Annotated in this window: 15 protein-coding genes; 2 read left to right on the plus strand and 13 right to left on the minus strand. The window is 73.8% G+C overall.

Going from position 1 to position 20096, the window contains the following annotated elements:
* Window positions 1-36: 36 nt before the first annotated feature.
* Window positions 37-201: a hypothetical protein gene (locus HFV08_RS14945; RefSeq protein ID WP_040253668.1), complete on the minus strand. Its 165-nt coding sequence runs from the start codon at window positions 199-201 to the stop codon at window positions 37-39.
* A 259-nt stretch (window positions 202-460) separates the two neighbouring features.
* The gene (locus HFV08_RS14950) at window positions 461-610 is read right to left on the minus strand and encodes a hypothetical protein (protein WP_168539678.1); all 150 of its coding nucleotides are present in this window, start codon (window positions 608-610) and stop codon (window positions 461-463) included.
* Between the two features lie 274 nt (window positions 611-884).
* Here HFV08_RS14950 and HFV08_RS14955 point away from each other — a divergent pair, with 274 nt between their 5' ends.
* Window positions 885-2027 (plus strand): M48 family metallopeptidase, encoded by a 1143-nt coding sequence (locus HFV08_RS14955; RefSeq protein WP_168539680.1) that lies wholly within the window; start codon window positions 885-887, stop codon window positions 2025-2027.
* A 53-nt stretch (window positions 2028-2080) separates the two neighbouring features.
* Here the strand turns inward: HFV08_RS14955 and HFV08_RS14960 are convergent, their stop codons facing one another.
* The 5 genes from HFV08_RS14960 to proB all read right to left on the minus strand — a co-directional run bounded on the left by HFV08_RS14960 (window position 2081) and on the right by proB (window position 7207).
* A complete protein-coding gene (locus HFV08_RS14960) occupies window positions 2081-3193 on the minus strand; it encodes an SCO2583 family membrane protein (protein WP_168539682.1) in 1113 nt (370 codons plus the stop codon).
* A gap of 169 nt (window positions 3194-3362) precedes the next feature.
* Window positions 3363-3911 carry an SCO2584 family spore wall biosynthesis protein gene (locus tag HFV08_RS14965; protein WP_168539684.1) on the minus strand — a complete coding sequence of 183 codons (549 nt, stop codon included), beginning with the start codon at window positions 3909-3911 and terminating at the stop codon, window positions 3363-3365.
* A 64-nt stretch (window positions 3912-3975) separates the two neighbouring features.
* A complete protein-coding gene (locus tag HFV08_RS14970) occupies window positions 3976-5262 on the minus strand; it encodes a glutamate-5-semialdehyde dehydrogenase (protein WP_168540021.1) in 1287 nt (428 codons plus the stop codon).
* Between the two features lie 193 nt (window positions 5263-5455).
* Window positions 5456-5932 carry a DUF8830 family protein gene (locus HFV08_RS14975; protein WP_512700958.1) on the minus strand — a complete coding sequence of 159 codons (477 nt, stop codon included), beginning with the start codon at window positions 5930-5932 and terminating at the stop codon, window positions 5456-5458.
* Between the two features lie 129 nt (window positions 5933-6061).
* Entirely contained in the window at window positions 6062-7207 is a 1146-nt protein-coding gene (gene proB, locus HFV08_RS14980) for a glutamate 5-kinase (protein ID WP_168539686.1), read from the minus strand.
* Window positions 7208-7557: 350 nt separating this feature from the next.
* Between proB and HFV08_RS14985 the strand changes: the two genes are divergently transcribed.
* Window positions 7558-9693 carry a CDP-glycerol glycerophosphotransferase family protein gene (locus tag HFV08_RS14985; protein ID WP_168539688.1) on the plus strand — a complete coding sequence of 712 codons (2136 nt, stop codon included), beginning with the start codon at window positions 7558-7560 and terminating at the stop codon, window positions 9691-9693.
* 211 nt (window positions 9694-9904) lie between these two features.
* Here the strand turns inward: HFV08_RS14985 and HFV08_RS14990 are convergent, their stop codons facing one another.
* The 6 genes from HFV08_RS14990 to HFV08_RS15015 all read right to left on the minus strand — a co-directional run bounded on the left by HFV08_RS14990 (window position 9905) and on the right by HFV08_RS15015 (window position 19922).
* Entirely contained in the window at window positions 9905-11800 is a 1896-nt protein-coding gene (locus HFV08_RS14990) for an alpha-L-fucosidase (RefSeq protein WP_168539690.1), read from the minus strand.
* A 300-nt stretch (window positions 11801-12100) separates the two neighbouring features.
* A complete protein-coding gene (gene obgE / locus HFV08_RS14995) occupies window positions 12101-13537 on the minus strand; it encodes a GTPase ObgE (RefSeq protein WP_040253650.1) in 1437 nt (478 codons plus the stop codon).
* Window positions 13538-13904: 367 nt separating this feature from the next.
* The gene (gene rpmA, locus HFV08_RS15000) at window positions 13905-14159 is read right to left on the minus strand and encodes a 50S ribosomal protein L27 (RefSeq protein WP_040253648.1); all 255 of its coding nucleotides are present in this window, start codon (window positions 14157-14159) and stop codon (window positions 13905-13907) included.
* A gap of 14 nt (window positions 14160-14173) precedes the next feature.
* Window positions 14174-14494 (minus strand): 50S ribosomal protein L21, encoded by a 321-nt coding sequence (gene rplU / locus HFV08_RS15005; protein ID WP_040253646.1) that lies wholly within the window; start codon window positions 14492-14494, stop codon window positions 14174-14176.
* Between the two features lie 337 nt (window positions 14495-14831).
* Window positions 14832-18869 carry an Rne/Rng family ribonuclease gene (locus tag HFV08_RS15010; RefSeq protein WP_168539692.1) on the minus strand — a complete coding sequence of 1346 codons (4038 nt, stop codon included), beginning with the start codon at window positions 18867-18869 and terminating at the stop codon, window positions 14832-14834.
* Window positions 18870-19109: 240 nt separating this feature from the next.
* Complete coding sequence (locus HFV08_RS15015) at window positions 19110-19922, minus strand: TIGR03936 family radical SAM-associated protein (RefSeq protein ID WP_168539694.1); 813 nt, start codon at window positions 19920-19922, stop codon at window positions 19110-19112.
* Window positions 19923-20096: the final 174 nt, after the last annotated feature.

The following is a 20096-nucleotide window of genomic DNA, read 5'->3' on the forward strand; positions in this document are numbered from 1 at the left end:
CGGGGGCCGGGGCGGAAGGGGCGGCCCCGGGCTTCCTCAGCGGTCGCGGTTGAAGCGGGTGGTGATCCAGAGCAGCAGCAGGAGGGCGAACAGGGCGCCGCCGCCGGTGAGATAGGGGTTGAGGCTTTCGTGGTTGCCGCCGTGCTCGCCGCCCTCGGAGGCGAGAGTGACCAGCTGGGCGGCGGTGCTGTGGAGGCTCATCGTGACCTATCCGGGAGCGGGGAGCGGGCAGCGGACAAAGAACTGCCGCCATCGTATGCGGGGCCCTCACGCCCCCACACGCCGACTCGGCACTTCGGCGCCCTCGCGGCCTTCGTGCCGGAGTCGGCGGATTTCGCGGGTACGGGCCCCGGCCCGCGATGTGGCCAAGAGCACGGCGGGCAGGGGGACGTGCGGGCGGCGGGACGGGAGGGCCGCCGGGGCCGCCGTGCCATGGGTGGGCGTGAGCGGTCCGGGCCGGTCAGTCGCGGTCGCGGTAGCCGCGGAGCAGTAGCCAGGCCAGGAGCACCGCGCCGAGGACCGAGACCACGATCACCACGCGCAGCAGATTGCCGGCGCCTTGTTCCGCTGCCAGGTCCGTGGCGAGCAGCACCGGGTGCGCGTCGTGCATGGCGGACTCTCCTGGTTCGGGTGGCTCCCGGCTGTTCCGGTGGCTCCGGTTCACGGTAGCTCCGCCCGGTTTCGCCGCCTCGGGCGGGGCCTCGACCGAGGGGCGCGCGGGGTGTGCGCGGCGGCTGCCGGGCCCTGGTCGCGCGCCCGTGGCGGAACCTTCCACCCTGCTCCGGGCGTCCTACTGTGAGGCCGGGGCGGCAGGCTCTTTGGCGATCGACGCCCGTATGCGCTCCCTGTGCGCTCCATTTCGACCACTGCCCGATGGGGGATTCATGACTGAAGGCTTCGAGAAGGTCCCGAGCAGGCAGCGCAGGCGGTTTCCCGGGATCTCCTCCCGGGCGTACGAGCACCCGGCCGACCGGTCGGCGCTGGTCGCGCTGCGCAAGCTGAGCGGTTTCGACACCGTCTTCAAGACGCTCAGCGGGCTCCTGCCGGAGCGGAGCCTGCGGTTGCTGTTCCTCTCGGACTCGGTACGCGTCTCGGACGCGCAGTTCGCCCACCTCAACGACATGCTGCGGGACGCCTGCTACATCCTGGACCTGGAGAAGGTCCCGCCGCTCTACGTCACCCAGAACCCGCGGCCGAACGCCATGTGCATCGGCCTCGACGAGCCGATCATCGTGCTGACCACGGGACTTGTGGAACTCCTCGACGAGGAGGAGATGCGCGCGGTCGTCGGCCACGAGGTGGGCCACGCCCTCTCCGGCCACTCCGTCTACCGCACGGTCCTGCTCTTCCTGACCAACCTCGCCGTGAAGGTCTCCTGGATCCCGCTGGGCAGCGTCGCGATCTACGCCATCGTCACCGCGCTGCGCGAGTGGTTCCGCAAGTCGGAGCTGTCGGCGGACCGGGCCGGGCTGCTCGTCGGCCAGGACATCCAGGCCTCGATGCGCGGACTGATGAAGCTCGCGGGCGGCAACCACCTGCACGAGATGAACGTCGACGCCTTCCTCGCCCAAGCCGAGGAGTACGAGCACTCCGGTGACCTGCGCGACTCCGTGCTCAAGATCATGAACGTACTGCCGCGTTCGCACCCCTTCACCACCGTGCGGGCGGCCGAGCTGAAGAAGTGGGCGGCCTCCCGGGACTTCCAGCGGATCATGGACGGCCACTACCCGAAGCGGGAGGAGGACAAGGAGGCCTCGGTCTCCGACTCCTTCCGGGCCTCGGCCGCGCACTACGCCAACGACATAAAGAGCTCCAAGGACCCGCTGATGAAGCTGGTCAGCGACCTCGCGGGCGGCGCGGGCGACCTCGGCGGCAAGGTGCGGGACAGGTTCACCGGCGGCGGCCGGGGCAACGCCCCGGGCGGCCGTTCCGAGGAGGCCGAGAACTCCGGGGGTTCCGGCGGTTCCGGCGCGGACGGCTCCGGTACGGACGGCTCGGGCGAGTCCGGGGACGGACGCCGGCAGTAGCGGCTCGCGGGGGCGGGCGGCGGGCGTCAGCCGGTGGGGGCGGTCTGCGGGCGTCAGCCGGTCGGTGCCGCGGCCCGCCCCTTCGCGCCGCCGCCCGCCGGGTGCGGGGCGAGGGCGCCGCAGAGCGCGGTCGCCGCGCCCCGCGCATAGGGGTCGGTGCCCGCGGCCGGGCCCTTGCCGCTGGCCCGCTGCCCGGCGAGCACGGGGCTGAAGCCGCCGGCCCAGTCGACCGCGCAGTCCAGCGGCCCGGCCTGGACGTAGGAGACGAGGAGCTCGGCGCGGTGGGCGCGCAGGTCCTCGCGGTCGAAGCGGAAGTGCAGTTCGCGGTGGACGGTGAAGAGCGAGGGCTCGACGCCGCCCGCCTGGCCCGCGGGGCGCACCGCGTAGACGAAGGTGTGCTCCGAGGTGACCTCAAGGGTGCGGGAGTCGGCCTCGGCGGCGTGCACGGTGCCCTGGACGCGGATCTCGGGGTCGGCCAGGCGCACGGTGCCCGGGTTGAGGCGGACCGCCCAGCCGGTGGCCGCGTACCGGGCGCCGGGCACCGGACGGGCGAAGCTCTCGTCGAACTGCGCGGTCTGGCCGGGGTCGAGCAGCTCGCGTACCGGCTCCGTGCTGCCGCCGCCGACCACCTGCGGGTCGAGCGAGGAGGCGACCAGGTAGTCCTTGGCGGTGGTCAGGGCGGACATGATCTGGCTGTCCGAGAAGTGCGGGGTGGGTTTGGCGGCGGGCAGCCTGATGCCCTCGCCGCCGATCGCGAAGCGGGCCGCCGGGCTCTTCCGGAAGAGCGCCCGCACCGTCGGCGCCCCCGGGACCCGGCCGGGCGGCGCCAGCGGTATCACGGTCATCCGCAGCGGTTCGGTGCGCCGTCCGGAGGCGGTCGGCGACTGGTAGGGGTGGCGGACCCCGATGTAGATGGCGGTGCCGAAGGCCACGGCGAGCAGCAGCACCAGGACGAGGGCCTGCCGGGTCAGCCCGCGGTGCAGCCGGGGCGTGCGGCGGACGGCGGGGATGTGGTCCGGGTCGGCGATGCGCTCCTCGGCGGAGAACTCCTGCAGCTGGGCAGCGCGGACGAACGATTCGTCGAAGACGACGGATCGGTACTCGTCGTCGCCACCACCGGGAGCGCCCTCGGGTGTGCCCTGCGGTGGGTCTCCTGGCCCGCTCATACCTTCAGAGTAGGTCGCGGCGGACCCCCGTAAACGCGCGGGTATGCGACAACTTGCGGCGGCTTTCGGCCCGACGCGCCCCCGCGCCGCTCCCCCGCCGGGCCCCGCGCAGGTCGGGGGCGCCGCGTCCGTCCCGGCGCGGTCCCGGCCGCCGTACGCGTGGTGGGCCTCAGGGCGTGCGGGCGGCGCCGGAGAGTTCCTCCTGGCCGCCGCGGATCCGGTCGGCGGATCCGGCGGGGGCGCCCTTGTCGACCTCGCTGGAGCTGGCCGGGCGGCCGGGCTCGGGGTTGCCGGAGGCGGAGGCGCCCCGGTAGACGGCGGTGAAGGCGAGGGCGACCACGCCGACGCCCATCACCACGGCGAGCATCCAGGCCACCGGGCGGTGCCAGCGGGCGTAGCCGCCGTACGAGCCGTAGCCGTCCTCCAGGTCGCCGAAGTCCTCGGGGCCGTAGGCCTCGTCGGGAAGGTGGCGGCCCTCGGTGGACGGGGCCCGCCACAGGCGGCCCCGGCGGATCTCCTCCGCCTCGGCGGCCGCGGCCCGGGCGCGGGCGGCGGCGAGGAGGCGCTCCACCGCGCTGGGTTCGTGGACGGGTGCCGCACGGACGAAGTCCTCGTCGAACACCACGGTCGCGGACTCCTCGTCCGCGCCCCCGTGGTCGTGGTTCTCGTCGGGGTCGCGGCCGTCGTGCGACGGTGTGCCCCCCACGTCCTTCGGCACGCTGCCCAGAGTAGACCCGCTGGACCGCTTTGTGCAGGGGGCCTTGTGCGGGGGCCCGGGATTCTCAGCCGCGGGTGTGGCCGTCGCCGGTGAGGATGTACTTGGTGCTGGTCAGCTCGGGCAGGCCCATGGGGCCGCGGGCGTGCAGCTTCTGGGTGGAGATGCCGATCTCGGCGCCGAAGCCGAACTGGCTGCCGTCGGTGAAGCGCGTCGAGGCGTTGACGGCGACCGTGGTGGAGTCCACCAGCTGGGTGAAGCGGCGGGCGGTGCGCTGCGAGGTGGTGACGATCGCCTCGGTGTGCCCGGAGGACCAGAGCCGGATGTGCTCCACGGCCTGCTCCAGGGAGTCGACAATCCCGGCGGCGATGTCGTACGAGAGGTACTCGGTCTCCCAGTCCTCGACGGTGGCCTCCACGACGGTGGCCTTGGTGCCCTCCGCGTAGGGCAGCAGCCGCTGGTCGGCGTGGACGGTGACCCCGGCCTCCGCGAGGGCGTCCAGGGCGCGCGGCACGAAGGCGTCGGCGATGTCCTGGTGGACGAGGAGGGTCTCGGCGGCGTTGCAGACGCTGGGGCGCTGCGCCTTGGAGTTGACGAGGATGTCGACGGCCATGTCGAGGTCGGCCTCGGCGTCCACGTACACATGGCAGTTGCCGGTGCCGGTCTCGATGACGGGCACCGTGGAGCCCTCGACGACGGTGCGGATGAGGGAGGCGCCGCCGCGCGGGATGAGGACGTCGACGAGTCCGCGGGCGCGCATGAGTTCGCGTACCGATTCGCGGTTCTCGCCGGGGACGAGCTGGATCGCGTCGGCGGGCAGGCCCGCGCCGCCGACCGCGTCCCGCAGCACGCGCACCAGGGCGGTGTTGGAGCGGTGGGCGGAGGAGGAGCCGCGCAGGAGTACGGCGTTGCCGGACTTCAGGCAGAGCGCGGCGGCGTCGACGGTGACATTGGGACGGGCCTCGTAGATGATCCCGACGACGCCGAGCGGGACGCGGACCTGGCGCAGGTCGAGGCCGTTCGGCAGGGTCGAGCCGCGGACGACCTCGCCGACCGGGTCGGGCAGGACGACGACCTCGCGGACGTCGGCGGCGATGGCGCGTACCCGCTCCGGGGTGAGGGTGAGCCGGTCGACCACGGACTCGGCGGTGCCGGCCTCGCGGGCGGCGGCGACGTCCTCGGCGTTGGCCTCGACGATCTCGCGGGTGCGGACCTCCAGGGCGTCGGCGATCGCGAGGAGGGCGTCGTCCTTGACCGCGCGCGGCAGCGGGGCGAGGTCCGCCGCGGCGGCCCGGGCGCGGTAGGCGGCCCGGACGACCGGCGTCATGTTGTCGTACGGCGAAACCGAGGGCAGCGAGGTCATGCCCCGAGGGTAGGCGACGCCACCAGTCGGATGGTCCGGTTCCAGGGGGTGAGACGGTCTGCGGGGGTGCGGGGCGGGGCGGCGGGCGTGCGGCGCCCGGCCGTGCCCGGTCGGCGGAGGCCGGGACGGCGGCTCGCCAGAGGCCGGGCCGCCGGGCGCTCGGAGGGGGTGCACGCCGACCGGGTCAGAACGGGTGCACGCCCATCGGGGAGGCCGGCGGCGGACCGTATCCGGCGGCGATCCGCAGGTGGTAGGTGTCCCGGTCGATGACTTCGAGGCCGACGATCTCCCAGGGCGGCAGCCGGGCGCTCAGCCGGTGCTCGCCCCACAGCCGCAGGGCGACCGCGGCGGCGTCGTGCAGGTCCCGGGCCTCCTCCCAGTAGCGGACCTCGGCGTGGTTGCCCGCGTAGCGGCTGGTCAGCAGGAAGGGGTGGTCGTGGGCCAGCTGCTCCAGGGCGCGGCGCACCTCGGCGAGCGGGGTCTCGGCACCGGAGACGCTGAGCGTGACGTGCCACAGCCGGGGCCCGTCGGCCGGTTCCGCCGTGCGGTCGTCGAGGCGCTCCCCGGCGGCGACGCTGGTGAGCCGGGGCTGCTGTCCCTGGTCCCGTCCGCGGGCCGCGCCGCCGGTGCGGGACGCCGTCTGGGGGCGCACTTTTCTCACGGCGACCTCCTTCGCGCAATGCCCGTGCCGCAATTTCCTGCAACAAAGTGGAGCAGGCGGGGCGCTCCCGCGGGAGCGTTTTCCGGAAGGTCCCTCAGCCGAGGCAGGAAGATCTCCGGCCATCCCCGGCTATTTATGCAAAAGCACCAGATCGTCGCGGTGTACCACTTCCCGCTCGTACGCCGGACCGAGGTCCCGGGCGAGATCCCGGGTGGAACGCCCGATGAGCTGGGGAATCTCCCGGGCGTCGAAGCTGACCAGGCCCCGGGCGACGGCCCGGCCCGCCGGATCGCGCAGTTCGACCGGGTCCCCGGCGGCGAACTCGCCCTCGACGCCCGCGAGTCCCGCGGGCAGCAGCGACTTGCGGCCGTCCACCACCGCGCGTACCGCGCCCTCGTCCAGAAGCAGGGCGCCGCGCGGCGTGGAGGCGTGCTGGAGCCAGAGCAGACGGTCCGCGCTGCGGCGCCCGGTGGCGTGGAAGTACGTACCCGTGTCCCGTCCGGCGAGCGCGTCCGCGGCCCGGACCGCGGAGGTGAGCACCACCGGGATGCCCGCGGCGGCGGCGATCCGCGCGGCCTCCACCTTGGTGGCCATGCCGCCGGTGCCGACGCCCGCCTTGCCCGCGCTGCCGATCTCGACGCCGTCCAGGTCGGCGGGGCCCCGGACCTCCGCCAGGCGCGTGCTGCCGGGCTTCGCGGGGTCGCCGTCGTAGACGCCGTCCACGTCGGAGAGCAGGACCAGGAGGTCGGCGCGGACCAGGTGGGCGACGAGGGCGGCGAGGCGGTCGTTGTCGCCGAAGCGGATCTCGTCGGTGGCGACGGTGTCGTTCTCGTTGACGACGGGCAGCGCGCCCATGGCGAGCAGCTTGTCCAGGGTGCGCGAGGCGTTGCGGTGGTGGGCGCGGCGGCTGGTGTCGTCGGTGGTGAGCAGCACCTGCCCGACCCGGACGCCGTAGCGCGCGAAGGAGGCCGTGTAGCGGGCGACGAGGAGCCCCTGTCCGACGCTGGCGGCGGCCTGCTGGCGGGCCAGGTCCCGGGGGCGGCGGCGCAGCCCGAGCGGGGCGAGCCCGGCGGCGATGGCGCCGGAGGAGACGAGCACCACCTCGCGGGCCCCGCCTTCGGGGGCGCGCCGGTCGCCGCGGGCGGTCGCGAGGACGTCCACCAGCGCGTCGACCCGGTCCGCGTCGAGGCCGCCGGAGGCCGTGGTCAGCGAGGAGGACCCGACCTTGACGACGACCCTGCGCGCCCCCGCCACCGACTGCCTCGCCCCTGACACGTTCATCTCCGTCCACCGCCCGGCCCAGCGGATCCCTGCCGGTCCGCTGCTCGTGCCGGCAAATCTACGTGAGCGCCCGCACCCGCCGCCCGCCCATTTCAAGGGGCGGACCGCGGCCCCGTCTTCGCGGCGCGGCTACGACTCCTGTACGACTCCCCTACGAGCACTCCACGCGTCCGCGGACCTTTTCTCACCTTTGCGCGCAATGACGTCGGGCAAGATTGCCGGGGGGCCGACAGAAGTCATACGGTCAGTGGTCGGCCATCGACATCCGGGGAGTACCTCCCCTGTGACGGGCCGCCCCCACCCCCTTGTCACACCCGGTCCGATCCCCCGCAGGAGCCCTCCCCGTGTCCTTTGCCGGACTCGCCCCCCGCCGCCTCGTGCAGCTGGGCGCGCTGACCTTGTTGTCCGCGCTGTTCGTCGCGCAGCTCATCGGTGCCTTGCTGCCCAGCGCCCCGCTCCTCGCCGTCGCCGGTGCGGGCGGGCTCGCGCTCGACACGGCCCTCCAGTACAAGCAGCCCGGACTGCTCTCCGCGCTGTCCAAGGTCCGCTTCGACGTCACCGTGCGCCAGCTGCTGCGCGACGCCCTGCTCCTCATCGGCCTGCTGCGGCTCGACGAGGTCGGCCGGGGCGCCCAGGCCGCCGCCACGGTCCTGCTGCTCGGCGGCTACCTCACGCACTTCGCCTGCCAGGCCGCCGCGGTGCTGGTCCGCCGCACCCGCTCGCTGCCGGTGGTGACCCGCAACATCGACGCCTCCGCGCTGCGGCTCTCCACCGCCCCGCCGCGGATCCTCTCCCGCCGCCCGGGGCACCGGCTGCTCGCCTTCTCGGTCCCGGCGACGCTCGGGCTCGCCGTGAGCGCGCTCGGCGGCGAGGGCCTCGGCGCCGTGCTGGGGACCGCCCTCTCGCTGGCGCTGCTGCTCGGCGGCACCGCCTTCCTCGCCACCTGGCTGCTGCCGAAGAAGCGCGCGGTCGACGAGCGCCGGGTGATGGAGTGGATCGACGCCTGGCTCGCGGACTACCAGCCGAAGGTCGCCATGTACTTCTCCGGCGGCGCCTCCTCGGCCTACCAGGCGAACATGTGGCTCTCCACCCTCGCCGGTCTCGACAAGCCGCTGATCGTGCTGCGCGAGCGCTTCATGGTGCAGAAGATCGACGCCACCGACGTACCGGTGATCTGCTACCCCAAGGTCGCCACCATGTTCTCCCTGGAGAACTCCACGCTGAAGATGATGCTGCACCCCGCGAACTCCGGTAAGACCTCCCAGGTGCTGCGCATCCCCACCGTCAAGCACGCCTTCATCAACCACGGCGAGAGCGACAAGCTCTCCTCCTGCAACCCCTACGCCAAGGCCTACGACGAGGTCTGGGTGGCCGGACCCGCGGCCCGCGAGCGCTACGCCCTCGCCGACGTCGGCGTGGAGGACAAGGACATCGTCGAGGTGGGCCGCCCGCAGCTCACCCCCATCCGCCCCTACGCGGGCCCGCCCACGGGTACGTACACCACCGTGCTCTACGCGCCGACCTGGGAGGGCTGGGACGGCAACCCCGGCAACACCTCGGTGGTCCTCGCGGGCGAGAACCTGGTGCGCCGCCTCCTCGCCGACGAGGGCGTCCGCCTGCTCTACAAGCCGCACCCGATGACCGGCTCCGTCGACCCGCGCGCCGGTGCCGCCAACGAGCGCATCATGGCGATGATCCGCGAGGCCAACACCCGCCGCACCGGCGAGCGCCCGGGCCCCGAGGCCGCCGCCGAGCTGACCCGCCGCACCACCGCCCTGGACGAGCTGACCAGCACCTCCTTCCGCAACAGCGCCGACGAGATGGAGCGGATGCTGCTCCAGGGCGCCCCCGACGGCTCCCGGGACGCGGCGATCCTCGCCGCGACGGCGGAGTGGGAGCGCGCCTACTGGGCCTCCTTCCCCGAGTGGGAGCACCAGATCATCACCGGCCCCCGCCCGGCGATCTTCGCCTGCTTCAACGTCGCCGACCTGCTGATCAGCGATGTCTCCAGCGTGGTCTCCGACTGGCTGAGCAGTGAGAAGCCCTACGCCGTCGCCAACACCTCGGGCCTGACCGAGCAGGAGTTCCGCGAGGGCTTCCCGACCGTGCGCGCCGCCACCCTCCTCAGCCCCGGCGCCGAGGAGATCCCGGAGCTGCTCGCCGCGGTGCGCGAACCGGCCAGGGATGGCCTCGGCGCGGAGCGCGCCGCGCTCAAGGAGCACCTGCTCGGCCCGGCCGAGCCGCCGTCCATGGTGCGCTTCCGCGCGGCCGTGGATGCCCTGTCCGCGCGGGCCGACGAGCGCCGGGTGCGGATGGTGGGACGCCTGGACGAGGGCGCCCCCAGCGGAGACCCCGAACTGGTCGACGAGCCCGCCGAGTCGGAGCACGGCGAGAACGGCTCCGGCGCGGAGGACGGCTCCGACACGGCGCACTCGCTGTCCGCGGAGCCCCCGAACGCCGAGGACACCGTCACCGCCTGAGCGGCGGACGGACCCGGCCCGGCGGCACCACCGGCCGGGCCCGGGACGGACAGCACAACCGAGGGCGGCCCGCCCGACTGCGGGCCGCCCTCGGCGCGTTCAGGCGGTCGGCCCGCCGGTCCACCGGCCGACCGGCCCACCAGTCGGCCGACCGGGCGCCGGTCAGCCGGTCAGCACACGTACGCACCGCGCGCACCGTACGCACCACCGCTCACGGCGTGTACAGCCGCTCGGCCGGGATGATCTGCTGGGGCTGGTGGGCGCTGGACCAGAGCAGCTTCATATGGGACTCGCCGCCGCCCTCGGTGTGCTCCACCCTGATCGCGTGCCTGCGGCCCGCCTGGAGGGTGACCGCGGCCCGGTCCACCTTCGGCCCGTGCGGGACCGAGCTGTCCAGGACCAGCTTGCCGTCGATCCACACCCGGGCGGTGTCGTCGGAGACCGTGGTGAGCGTGTACTGCTCCCCGTAGCGGGGCTCGACGGAGCCGGTCCAGCGGGTGCTGAAGTGGTCCGCCGGGATCGAGGCGGCGGGTGAACCGTCGAAGCGGTAGGACTCGTTGACGGTCGGGTCGGTCGAGGTGGCCGCGGGCGGGCCGGAGAACGTCTCATTGGCGTAGCTCTCCGCCTTCAGCCCCGTCCCCTTGCCCTCGCCCGCGGCGGGCGTCGGCTTCAGGCTCAGCTCGATCACCGAGGACGCCGGGGCGGGGGCGGTGCCCGAGGGCGTCAGGTCGAGCCCGTCGCCCGCCGGTGCGACGGCCACCCGCTGCCCGCTGCCGAGGACCCGGGCCCCGGTCACCTCCACCGGCGCCTCGGTCTTCAGGTGCAGCGGCTTTCCGGCGCCGGGCCACTCGTGGACGGCCGCGTACAGCTTGTCGCCCTTGCGGCTCACCGAGCCCCAGGAGGGCTCGGCGACCAGGCCCGCGGCCTCGCTGCCGTACACCGACTCGCCCTGCCCCGCGGTGCGCAGCCACCTGCCCATGGCGGCGAGGCGGTCCAGGGAGGGCGCGGGGACCCGGCCGAGCCGGTCCGGGCCGATGTTGAGCAGGAAGTTGCCGCCGCGACCCGCGACGTCGTTGAGGTTCCGGACGAGCCGCCCGGCCGACTTCCAATGGGTGTCGTGCGCGGCGTAGCCCCAGCTGTCGTTGAGGGTCATGCAGGACTCCCAGAGCTGCCCGGCGACCGGGGCGTCCGGGATCTCCTGCTCGGGGGTGCCGAAGTCGCCCTCGACCACACCGCGCTTGCCGACCCGGTTGTTGATGACCAGGTCCGGGTTCAACTCGCGCAGATAGGTCTCCAGTTCCGCCCCGTCCCGGCGGGACCAGCGGTTGACCGGGTTGTCCGTGTCCCATTCGCCGTCGAACCAGAACAGCGCCGGGTCGTAGCTGTCGACCAGCTCCTTGAGCTGCGCGTACATCCGCTTCTTGTACCGGGGGAAGGTCGCCGGATCGGCGAAGTCGGGGTCGTGCCAGTCCCAGATCGAGTAGTAGAAGCCGAGCTTGATGCCCGCGGCGTCGGACTCCTTCTTCAGCTCCGCGAGGAGGTCGCGCCGCTTGTCGAAGGAGGAGTGGTCCCGCAGATTCCAGCGGTTCTGCTTCGTGGGCCACATCGTGTAGCCGTCGTGGTGCTTGCTGGTGAAGACGATGTAGCGCTGCCCGGCGTCCTTGGCCGCCTTGACGACGGCCTTGGCGTCGAACTGCGCCGGGTCGAAGCTCGCGGCCTGCTTCTCGTACGCCTCCTTCGGGATCGCGCACTGCCGCATGATCCACTCCGCGTTCTCGCAGACCGAGCCGTCCGGCCGGGTGTAGGCGCCCTCCAGGTTGGAGTACGCGCCGAAGTGGATGAACATCCCGAACTTGTCCTGCCGGTACCAGCTGGTCCGCTCGGAGGTGAAGGGATCGTCGACCGCGTGGTTGGTGCCGGGGCCGCCCGCGGCCGCCGCCACCCGGCCCGCGGGGGCGGCGGGCGGGGCGGCGCTCACGGCGGGTGCCGTCACGGCCAGCAGGGCGACACCCAGGAGCGGCACAACCGCCCTGAGGGATCTGCGTGTCCGGCCCGTCTTCGCGCGGCCCGCCGGGAACCGGGCCGCCGCCCTGCGGCCTGCGGTCATCCGACCTGTCTTCGTATGCATGGACGCTCCAGGGAGGAGAGGGGGAGGTCTGAGCAGGGCTGGCCAGCCGCATACGGAACCTAGGGAGACATACATCGGATGTCAATGGACCGAACAAGGGGATATGGCGGGAACTTCTCGGCAATACCCCTTCAGAGATCCCACCTTTGAGGTCTGCTTCAGGAGCGCCCGGTCCGCCCCCGCAGATACGGCGAGGAGCCCCGGGCATCGCGCCCAGGGCTCCTCTCCACGGTCTCCGCCGCCTCTCCAACGCCTCCGGCGTCCTTGCCGTCGGTCAGGTCAGAAGGGTTCGAAGTCGTCGTACTCCCGTTCCGCCTCGTCACGTTCGGCCTGCCGGTCCCGGCGGCGCTGGGCGGCCGGGCGCGGGGCCTCGAAGCGGTGGTCCTCGCCGCGGCGGCCGAGCATCTCGGCGCCGGCCATGGCGGTGGGCTCCCAGTCGAAGACGACCGCGTTGTCCTCCGGGCCGATCGCGACGCCGTCGCCGGAGCGGGCGCCCGCCTTCATCAACTCCTCCTCGACACCGAGGCGGTTGAGCCGGTCGGCGAGGTAGCCGACGGCCTCGTCGTTGTTGAAGTCGGTCTGGCGCACCCAGCGTTCGGGCTTCTCGCCGCGGACCCGGAAGAGACCGTCCTCCTCCTGGCTGACGGCGAAGCCCGCGTCGTCGACCGCCTTCGGCCGGATGACGATCCGGGTGGCCTCCTCCTGCGGCCGCGCGGCGCGGGCCCGGGAGACCAACTCGGCGAGCGCGAAGGAGAGTTCCTTCAGACCGAGGTGGGCGACCGCGGAGATCTCGAAGACGCGGTAGCCGCGCTGCTCCAGGTCGGGGCGGACCATCTCGGCCAGGTCCTTGCCGTCCGGTACGTCGATCTTGTTGAGGACGACCACGCGGGGCCGGTCCCCGAGGCCCCCGTACTGCGCGAGCTCCTCCTCGATGATGTCGAGGTCGGAGAGCGGGTCCCGGTCGGACTCCAGGGTCGCCGTGTCGAGTACGTGGACCAGCACGCTGCACCGCTCGACGTGCCGCAGGAACTCCAGGCCGAGGCCCCGCCCCTGGCTCGCCCCGGGGATCAGGCCCGGCACGTCGGCGACCGTGTAGACGGTGGAACCGGCGGTCACCACACCGAGGTTGGGCACCAGGGTGGTGAAGGGGTAGTCGGCGATCTTCGGCTTGGCGGCCGAGAGCACCGAGATCAGCGAGGACTTGCCCGCGCTCGGGTAGCCGACCAGGGCGACATCGGCGACCGTCTTGAGTTCCAGGACGACATCGTGCAGGTCGCCGGGCTCACCGAGCAGCGCGAAGCCGGGGGCCTTGCGGCGGGCGGAGGCGAGGGCGGCGTTGCCGAGCCCGCCCCGGCCGCCCTCGGCGGCGACATAGGTGGTGCCGTGGCCCACCAGGTCGGCGAGGACGTTGCCCTGCTTGTCGAGGACCACCGTGCCGTCCGGCACCGGCAGCACCAGGTCCTGCCCGTCCTTGCCGGAGCGGTTGCCGCCCTCGCCGGGCTTGCCGTTGGTGGCCTTGCGGTGCGGGCTGTGGTGGTAGTCGAGCAGGGTGGTCACCGACTGGTCGACGACCAGGGTGACATCCCCGCCCCGGCCGCCGTTGCCGCCGTCGGGCCCGCCGAGCGGCTTGAACTTCTCCCGGTGCACGGAGGCACAGCCGTGGCCTCCGCTACCCGCGGCGACATGCAGTTCGACGCGGTCCACGAAGGTGGTCATGAGGGGTGCCTCCAAAGGGGGAGCAGCGGTTCGTCACGGCCGGGGGCCGTCCGCCGTCACCGTCAAGTCTGTACGGATCTGTACGTCGATGCAGAAAACGTCTGTACGCCGGGAAAGCTTGCACGCCGGGAAGGCTGTCCGCGCCCGTCCGCCGACGCGGCACGCGCGCCCGCCGCCGGCACGGACGGAACCGGCCTGCCCCCGCGGGGGCAGGGCGCGCGCACACCGCCCCCGCCTGCTCGTAACACGCGAGAGGCGGACCCTCTTCCCGTACGGAGATCCGTACGGGAAGCCAGGTCCGCCTCTCGGGAACGTGCTCCGAGCGGGTCCCGGGCAGGCCCGGGACTCCACCGCAGGTGCGCCTCGGTCAGGCGACCGGAACGATGTTCACGACCTTGCGACCGCGGAAGGTGCCGAACTCCACCGCACCGGGCTGCAGCGCGAACAGGGTGTCGTCGCCGCCGCGGCCGACGCCGCTGCCGGGGTGGAAGTGGGTGCCGCGCTGGCGGACGAGGATCTCACCGGCGTTCACGACCTGACCGCCGAAGCGCTTCACGCCGAGCCGCTGGGCATTCGAGTCGCGACCGTTCCGGGTGGACGATGCGCCCTTCTTGTGTGCCATCTCTTCTCAGTCCCTTACTTCGCAGCCGCGGGGATCTCAGTGACCTTGATCGCCGTGTACTGCTGGCGGTGGCCCTGACGACGGCGGTAGCCGGTCTTGTTCTTGTAGCGAAGGATGTCGATCTTCGCGCCCTTGTGGTGGTCCACGATCTCGGCCTGGACCTTCACCCCGGCCAGCACCCACGGGTCGCTGGTCACGGTCTCGCCGTCGACGAGGAGCAGGGTCGAGAGCTCGACCGTGTCGCCGACCTTGGCGGTGGAAATCTTGTCAACCTCGACGACGTCGCCGACAGCAACCTTGTGCTGACGACCGCCGCTGCGCACGATGGCGTACACGCGAACTCTCTCTCGCTAGGAACGAAACCCCTGATGCCAGCCGCTCACGCGGGCCGGGGCCCAGCGATCCGAGGAGACGAGCGGCCTCCCCCGCCTTGCTGCCGGACCCCGCGAGGATCCGAGCCGCAGCGGGAGGTGAGGTGCTCAGAGGTGCGGCGCACAAACACGCCGAGGGTCAAGATTACGGGCCCGGCGGCGAAAGGGCAAAACGGCGACCGGGGAGCGGGAAAGGGGCGACCGGCAAGCGGGAAGGGGCGGAGGAACGGGGCGGGCCCCGGCCGTCACCCAGCCGGGGCCCGCTCCTCGCTCAGCTGTCGGCTGTCGGCTCCGTCAGCTGTCAGGCACCGTCCTCGGCCGAAGCGGTGACCGCCGGGGCGCTCTGCTCCGCGGCGACCGTCTTCTTGGTGGCCTTCTTGGCGGTCGTCGCCTTCTTCGCCGTCGTCTTCTTGGCGGCGGTCTTCTTGGCCGCCGCCTTCTTGGCGGGGGTCGCGGCCTTCTTCGCCGTCGCCTTCTTCGCCGTCTTCCGGGCGGCCTTCTTCGCCGGAGCGGCCTCCTCGCCCTCCGGTGCGGACTCCGCCTCGGCGGACTCCGCGGCGGGGGCACCGGCGACCACCGTGACCGCGCTGTCCTCGGAACCGGCGGGCGCACTGGCGGTGCGCACCGCGCGGCGGCGGGGACGGGCCGGGGCGGCGGACTCCGCGGGCGCGGGCTCGGCCTCGGGCTCCGGCTCGGCGGCCTTCGGGGCGGGCTCGGCCACGGTCACCACCGCGGCCTCCGCCTCCCCGGCGCCCCCGGGCGAACCGGCCGGTGCCGTCACCTTGCGGGTGGCCCGGCGGCGGGTACGGCCCTTGGGCGCGGCGGACGCCTCGTCCTCGGGCTGGGCGGCGGCGGGCTCGGCCACGGGGGCGGACTCGGCGGCGGGCGCCGGTTCCGTCACGGGCTCGGCCACCGGGGCCGCGGCCTCGGCGGGCTGCTCCCGCACCTCGGCCGCGGAGGTACCGTCCGCGGACTCCTCCTCGGCCGCCCGGCCCTTGGACTTGGACGCGGACTTGGGCGCACCGGCCGGTGCCGAGGCACGGCGGGAGGCACGGCGGCGGCCACGGCCGCGGCCCGCGGCGGCCTCCGCCTCGGCGACGGAGCTGTACAGCTCCTCGTCCGGCCGGAACTCGGGCTCGGGGAGGGCGGCCGGCGCGGCGGCCTCGGCCGCCACCTCGGCGGGGGTCTCCGCGGGCTCCTCGGCGGGCTGCTTCGGCTCCTGCTCGGTGTGCTCGTGGTGGGCGTGGTCGTGGTGGGCGTGCTCGTGGTGGGCGTGGTCGTGCGTCTGCTCGCCGCCGCCCTTGCCGCGCTTCTTGCCGCGCTTGCCGCCGCCGCCCGAGGTGGTCGGCTGCTCCATGTGCACGATCACGCCGCGGCCGTTGCAGTGGACACAGGTCTCGGAGAAGGACTCCAGGAGGCCCTGGCCGACACGCTTGCGGGTCATCTGGACCAGGCCGAGCGAGGTCACCTCGGCGACCTGGTGCTTCGTACGGTCCCGGCCGAGGCATTCGAGGAGCCGCCGCAGGACCAGGTCCCGGTTGGACTCGAGGACCATGTCGATGAAGTCGATGACCACGATGCCGCCGAGGTCGCGCAGCCGCAGCTGGCGCACGATCTCCTCGGCCGCCTCCAGGTTGTTCCTGGTGACGGTCTCCTCGAGATTTCCGCCCTGACCGGTGAACTTCCCGGTGTTGACGTCGATCACGATCATGGCTTCGGTCTTGTCGATGACCAGCGAACCGCCGCTGGGCAGCCAGACCTTGCGGTCGAGCGCCTTCATCAGCTGCTCGTCGATCCGGTGGCTCGCGAAGACATCGGTCTCCGAGGTCCACTTGCTCAGCCGCTCGGCGAGGTCCGGGGCCACGTGCGCGACATAGCCGTGGATGGTCTCCCAGGCCTCCTCGCCGCTGACGACGACCTTCGAGAAGTCCTCGTTGAAGATGTCGCGCACCACGCGGACGGTCATGTCCGGCTCGCCGTAGAGCAGCGTCGGGGCGTTCGAGGAGCTGCTCTTGGCCTTCTTCTGGATGTCGGACCACTGCGACTGGAGCCGCTCCACGTCACGGCGCAGCTCGTCCTCGCTGGCCCCCTCGGCGGCGGTGCGCACGATCACGCCCGCGTCCTCGGGGACGATCTTCTTGAGGATGCCCTTGAGACGGGCCCGCTCGGTGTCCGGGAGCTTGCGGCTGATGCCGGTCATCGAGCCCTCGGGCACGTACACCAGGTAGCGGCCGGGCAGCGAGACCTGGCTGGTCAGGCGGGCGCCCTTGTGGCCGATCGGGTCCTTGGTGACCTGGACGAGCACGGACTGGCCGGACTTGAGCGCCGACTCGATCCGGCGCGGACCGCCGGACATGCCGAGCGCCTCGAAGTTGACCTCGCCCGCGTACAGGACGGCGTTGCGTCCCTTGCCGATGTCGATGAAGGCGGCCTCCATCGAGGGCAGGACGTTCTGCACCTTGCCGAGGTAGACATTGCCGACGTACGAGGTCGACTGCTCCTTGTTGACGTAGTGCTCGACGAGCACGTCGTCCTCGAGGATGCCGATCTGGGTGCGCTCGCCGCTCTGGCGGACGACCATGACGCGCTCGACGGCCTCGCGGCGGGCGAGGAACTCGGCCTCGGTGATGATCGGGACGCGGCGGCGGCCCTGCTCGCGGCCCTCGCGGCGGCGCTGCTTCTTGGCCTCCAGACGGGTGGAGCCCTTGATGGACTGCACCTCGTCGGCGCCGGTGCCGGGCTCGTCCTTGGCGCGGCGCTCCCGGGGCTCGCGGACCTTGACCACGGTGCGCTCCGGGTCGCCGTCGCCGGGCGAGGCGGGCTCGGAGCCGTCGCCCGCGCGGCGGCGGCGACGGCGGCGACGGCGGCTGCTGGAGGAGCCGGACTCGTAGCCGTCCTCGGAGTCGTCCTCGGCGGAGTCCTCGCCCGCGGAGTCCTCGGAGCCGCTGTCCTCGCGGTCCTGGCCGTCGCCGGAACCGTCCTCGCCGTCGGCCTGGTCGGCGCTCTCACCGCGACGGCGGCGGCGGCCACCGCGGCGGCGGCGACGGCGGGAGCCGGACTCCTCAGAGCCGTCCCCGTCCTCGGTGTCGCCGGAGTCCTCGTCGCCGTCCGCGGACTCGGCGCTCTCGGCGGATCCGGCGGACTCGGCGGAGTCCTGCTCGGCGGGCGCCTGGCTCTCGGAGACCGCGCGCCGGCGGCGGCGACGGCGGCCGGAGCCGCTGTCCTCGGCCTCGGCCTCGGCACGGCCCGCCTCGGCGCGCCCGTCCTCGGCCGGGGCCTCCTCGGCGGGCTGCTCCTCGACGGCCGCGGCGGCGGCAGCGGCAGCGGCGCTCTCGGGGGTCTGGAACATCGGCTCGGCGAAGACCGGCGCGCGGAAGACGGCGACCGCCGGGCGCGCGGGCGGCGCCGCGGCGTCCTCGCCCTCGCTCTCCTCGGCCGCCCGCGCGGCCTTCTTGCGGGCCGGCTCGGAGAAGCCTCCGGCGGCCTTACGGGTGGCACGGCGGCGGCCACGGCGCGGCCCCGCGTCCTCCTCGGCCTCGGCGGCCTCCGCCGGGGCTTCCATGTCGTCGCGGGCGGACTTGCCGTCGCGGCCGGACTTGGCGCCCCGACCGGACTGGGTGTCCTGGCCGGACTGCGCGGCGGGGGCGGACTGTGCGGCCGGGCCGCTGGGCACCTGCGTGGTCTCGGCGCCGGGAAGGTCGTCGGTGGCCGCGAGCCCCTCGGCGTCGTCGGCGGCCGGGGCCGCGGCCTGCGCCTCGGCGGCCTCGGCGGCGGGCGCGCTCACCCGGCGGGTGGCGCGGCGGCGGGCACGGCGCGGGGCGGCGTCCTCCTCGGCGGGCTCGGCGGGCTCGGCGGCCACGGGAGTCTCGGCAGGCTCGGCGGCGGGCGCTTCGGCGGCCGGGGTCTCGGCGGCGGGCGCGCTCTCGGCGGAGGCCGGGGCGGTCTCCGCGGGCGCGGCCTGCGGGGCACCGGCCGGAGCGGAGGCCCGGCGGGTGGCGCGGCGGCGGGTACGGGCCGGGGCCGCGGCCTCGGCGGCCGGTGCCTCGGCGGGGGTCTGGGCGGCGGAGGCGGTGGCCTCCTGGGTGGTGGCTGCCCCCGTGGCGGCTTCCCCGGTCGCGGCCGTCTCGGCCACCGCCGGAGTCTCCTCCTCGGTCTCCGTCACGTCCTCGGCCGGGGCGCTCGCCTCGGCGCCGGCGGCGGCGGCCGCCTTCGGCTCGGCCGCGGGCGGTCCCGCGGGCCGGGAGGCGGCGCGGCGCCTGCGGCGGGGCGGCAGGGTGTCGCTGGGGGAATCCTTGTCCTGTCCCACGGAGGACTCCGTGGGTTCGGTCGGCTCAAGCATGCGGGCGTTTCTCCCGTCAGGCTCCCGGGCGCCGCGCCTGGTCCGGTGACGTCCGGGGCGCGCGCTCGTGGTGCGCGCCGCCGCCGTCCGGGGCGCGGGCGCCGCACGGGAGCTCATCAGTGTCTTGTTCTCGCCGGTTCCGGTACGCCTTGTGCGTACGGCCTGGCGAAAGTCTTCTGGTGGGTGCGCTGCCCGACCCAGATGGCTCCCGAGTACCAGGGCGGCGCTGCGACGACTGCCTTACGCGGGACCGGGCTGCACCGCCGCGGCGGCAGCGCCATCGGCCTTGGGTGGGGCCGTGACTGCCTCGCGGTCAGGCGCGAGCGGATCGGTCACCGTGCCGTTCTCCTCATCGAACAGCCCCTGCGCCAGCCTGGTCACCGCTGCGGGGACCGGCGGCGCCAGGTCGGCCACAGCTCGAAGACCGGACAGGACGTCGTCAGGCCGTACGGCAGGTGTCACGTGCCGAACAACCAGGCGCAGTATCGCACAGGGCTGCTCGGTGGGCCCATCAGCCATGAGGTTTCCCTCAGGGGAAGACGGGCGGGAGGCCTCCGAGGCGTCGAGCAGTTCCAGCCGGACCACGGCGGCGCGGGCGTCGAAGGCCCGCATGCCGCTCTTGGTACGCCGCTGCACCTCGACGCTCCCGGCCGCCAGGAAGGCGTCCACCGCCTCCTTCGCCACCGCGGGCTCGACCCGGTCCAGGCGCAGTTCCCAGACGGAGGCGGTGAGCCGGTCGGCGAAGGACGAGGTGTGCGCCTCGACGGCGTCGGTGAGGTCGAGGCCGCGGGGCAGCGACTCGTCGAGCAGCGCCCGCAGGGCCTCGGGGTCCCGCGCCTCGGTGAGCGCGATCTCCAGGTACTCGGCCTCGCTGCCGGTGCCGGTGGGTGCGGCATTGGCGTACGAGACCTTCGGGTGGGGCGTGAAGCCCGCCGAGTAGGCCATGGGCACCGCGGCGCGGCGCAGCGCCCGCTCGAAGGCGCGCTGGAAGTCGCGGTGGCTGGTGAACCGGAGGCGGCCGCGCTTGGTGTAGCGCAGTCGGATGCGCTGCACCGCCGGGGCGGGCGGCGGGCCTACGGGCTGTCGCTTGCCCAGTGGTTCTTCTCCTTGATCCGAAGGCGCCGGGGCGCCTGACCCGCCGGGGCGGGACTCCGCTGCGGACGACGCCCCGAGGGCGCGGCCGGTCCGGATCGTCCCCGCACGAGCGCGGCGGCGGTTGCTCCGGAC

It is taken from the genome of Streptomyces physcomitrii (assembly GCF_012273655.1).
GTDB lineage: Bacteria > Actinomycetota > Actinomycetes > Streptomycetales > Streptomycetaceae > Streptomyces > Streptomyces physcomitrii.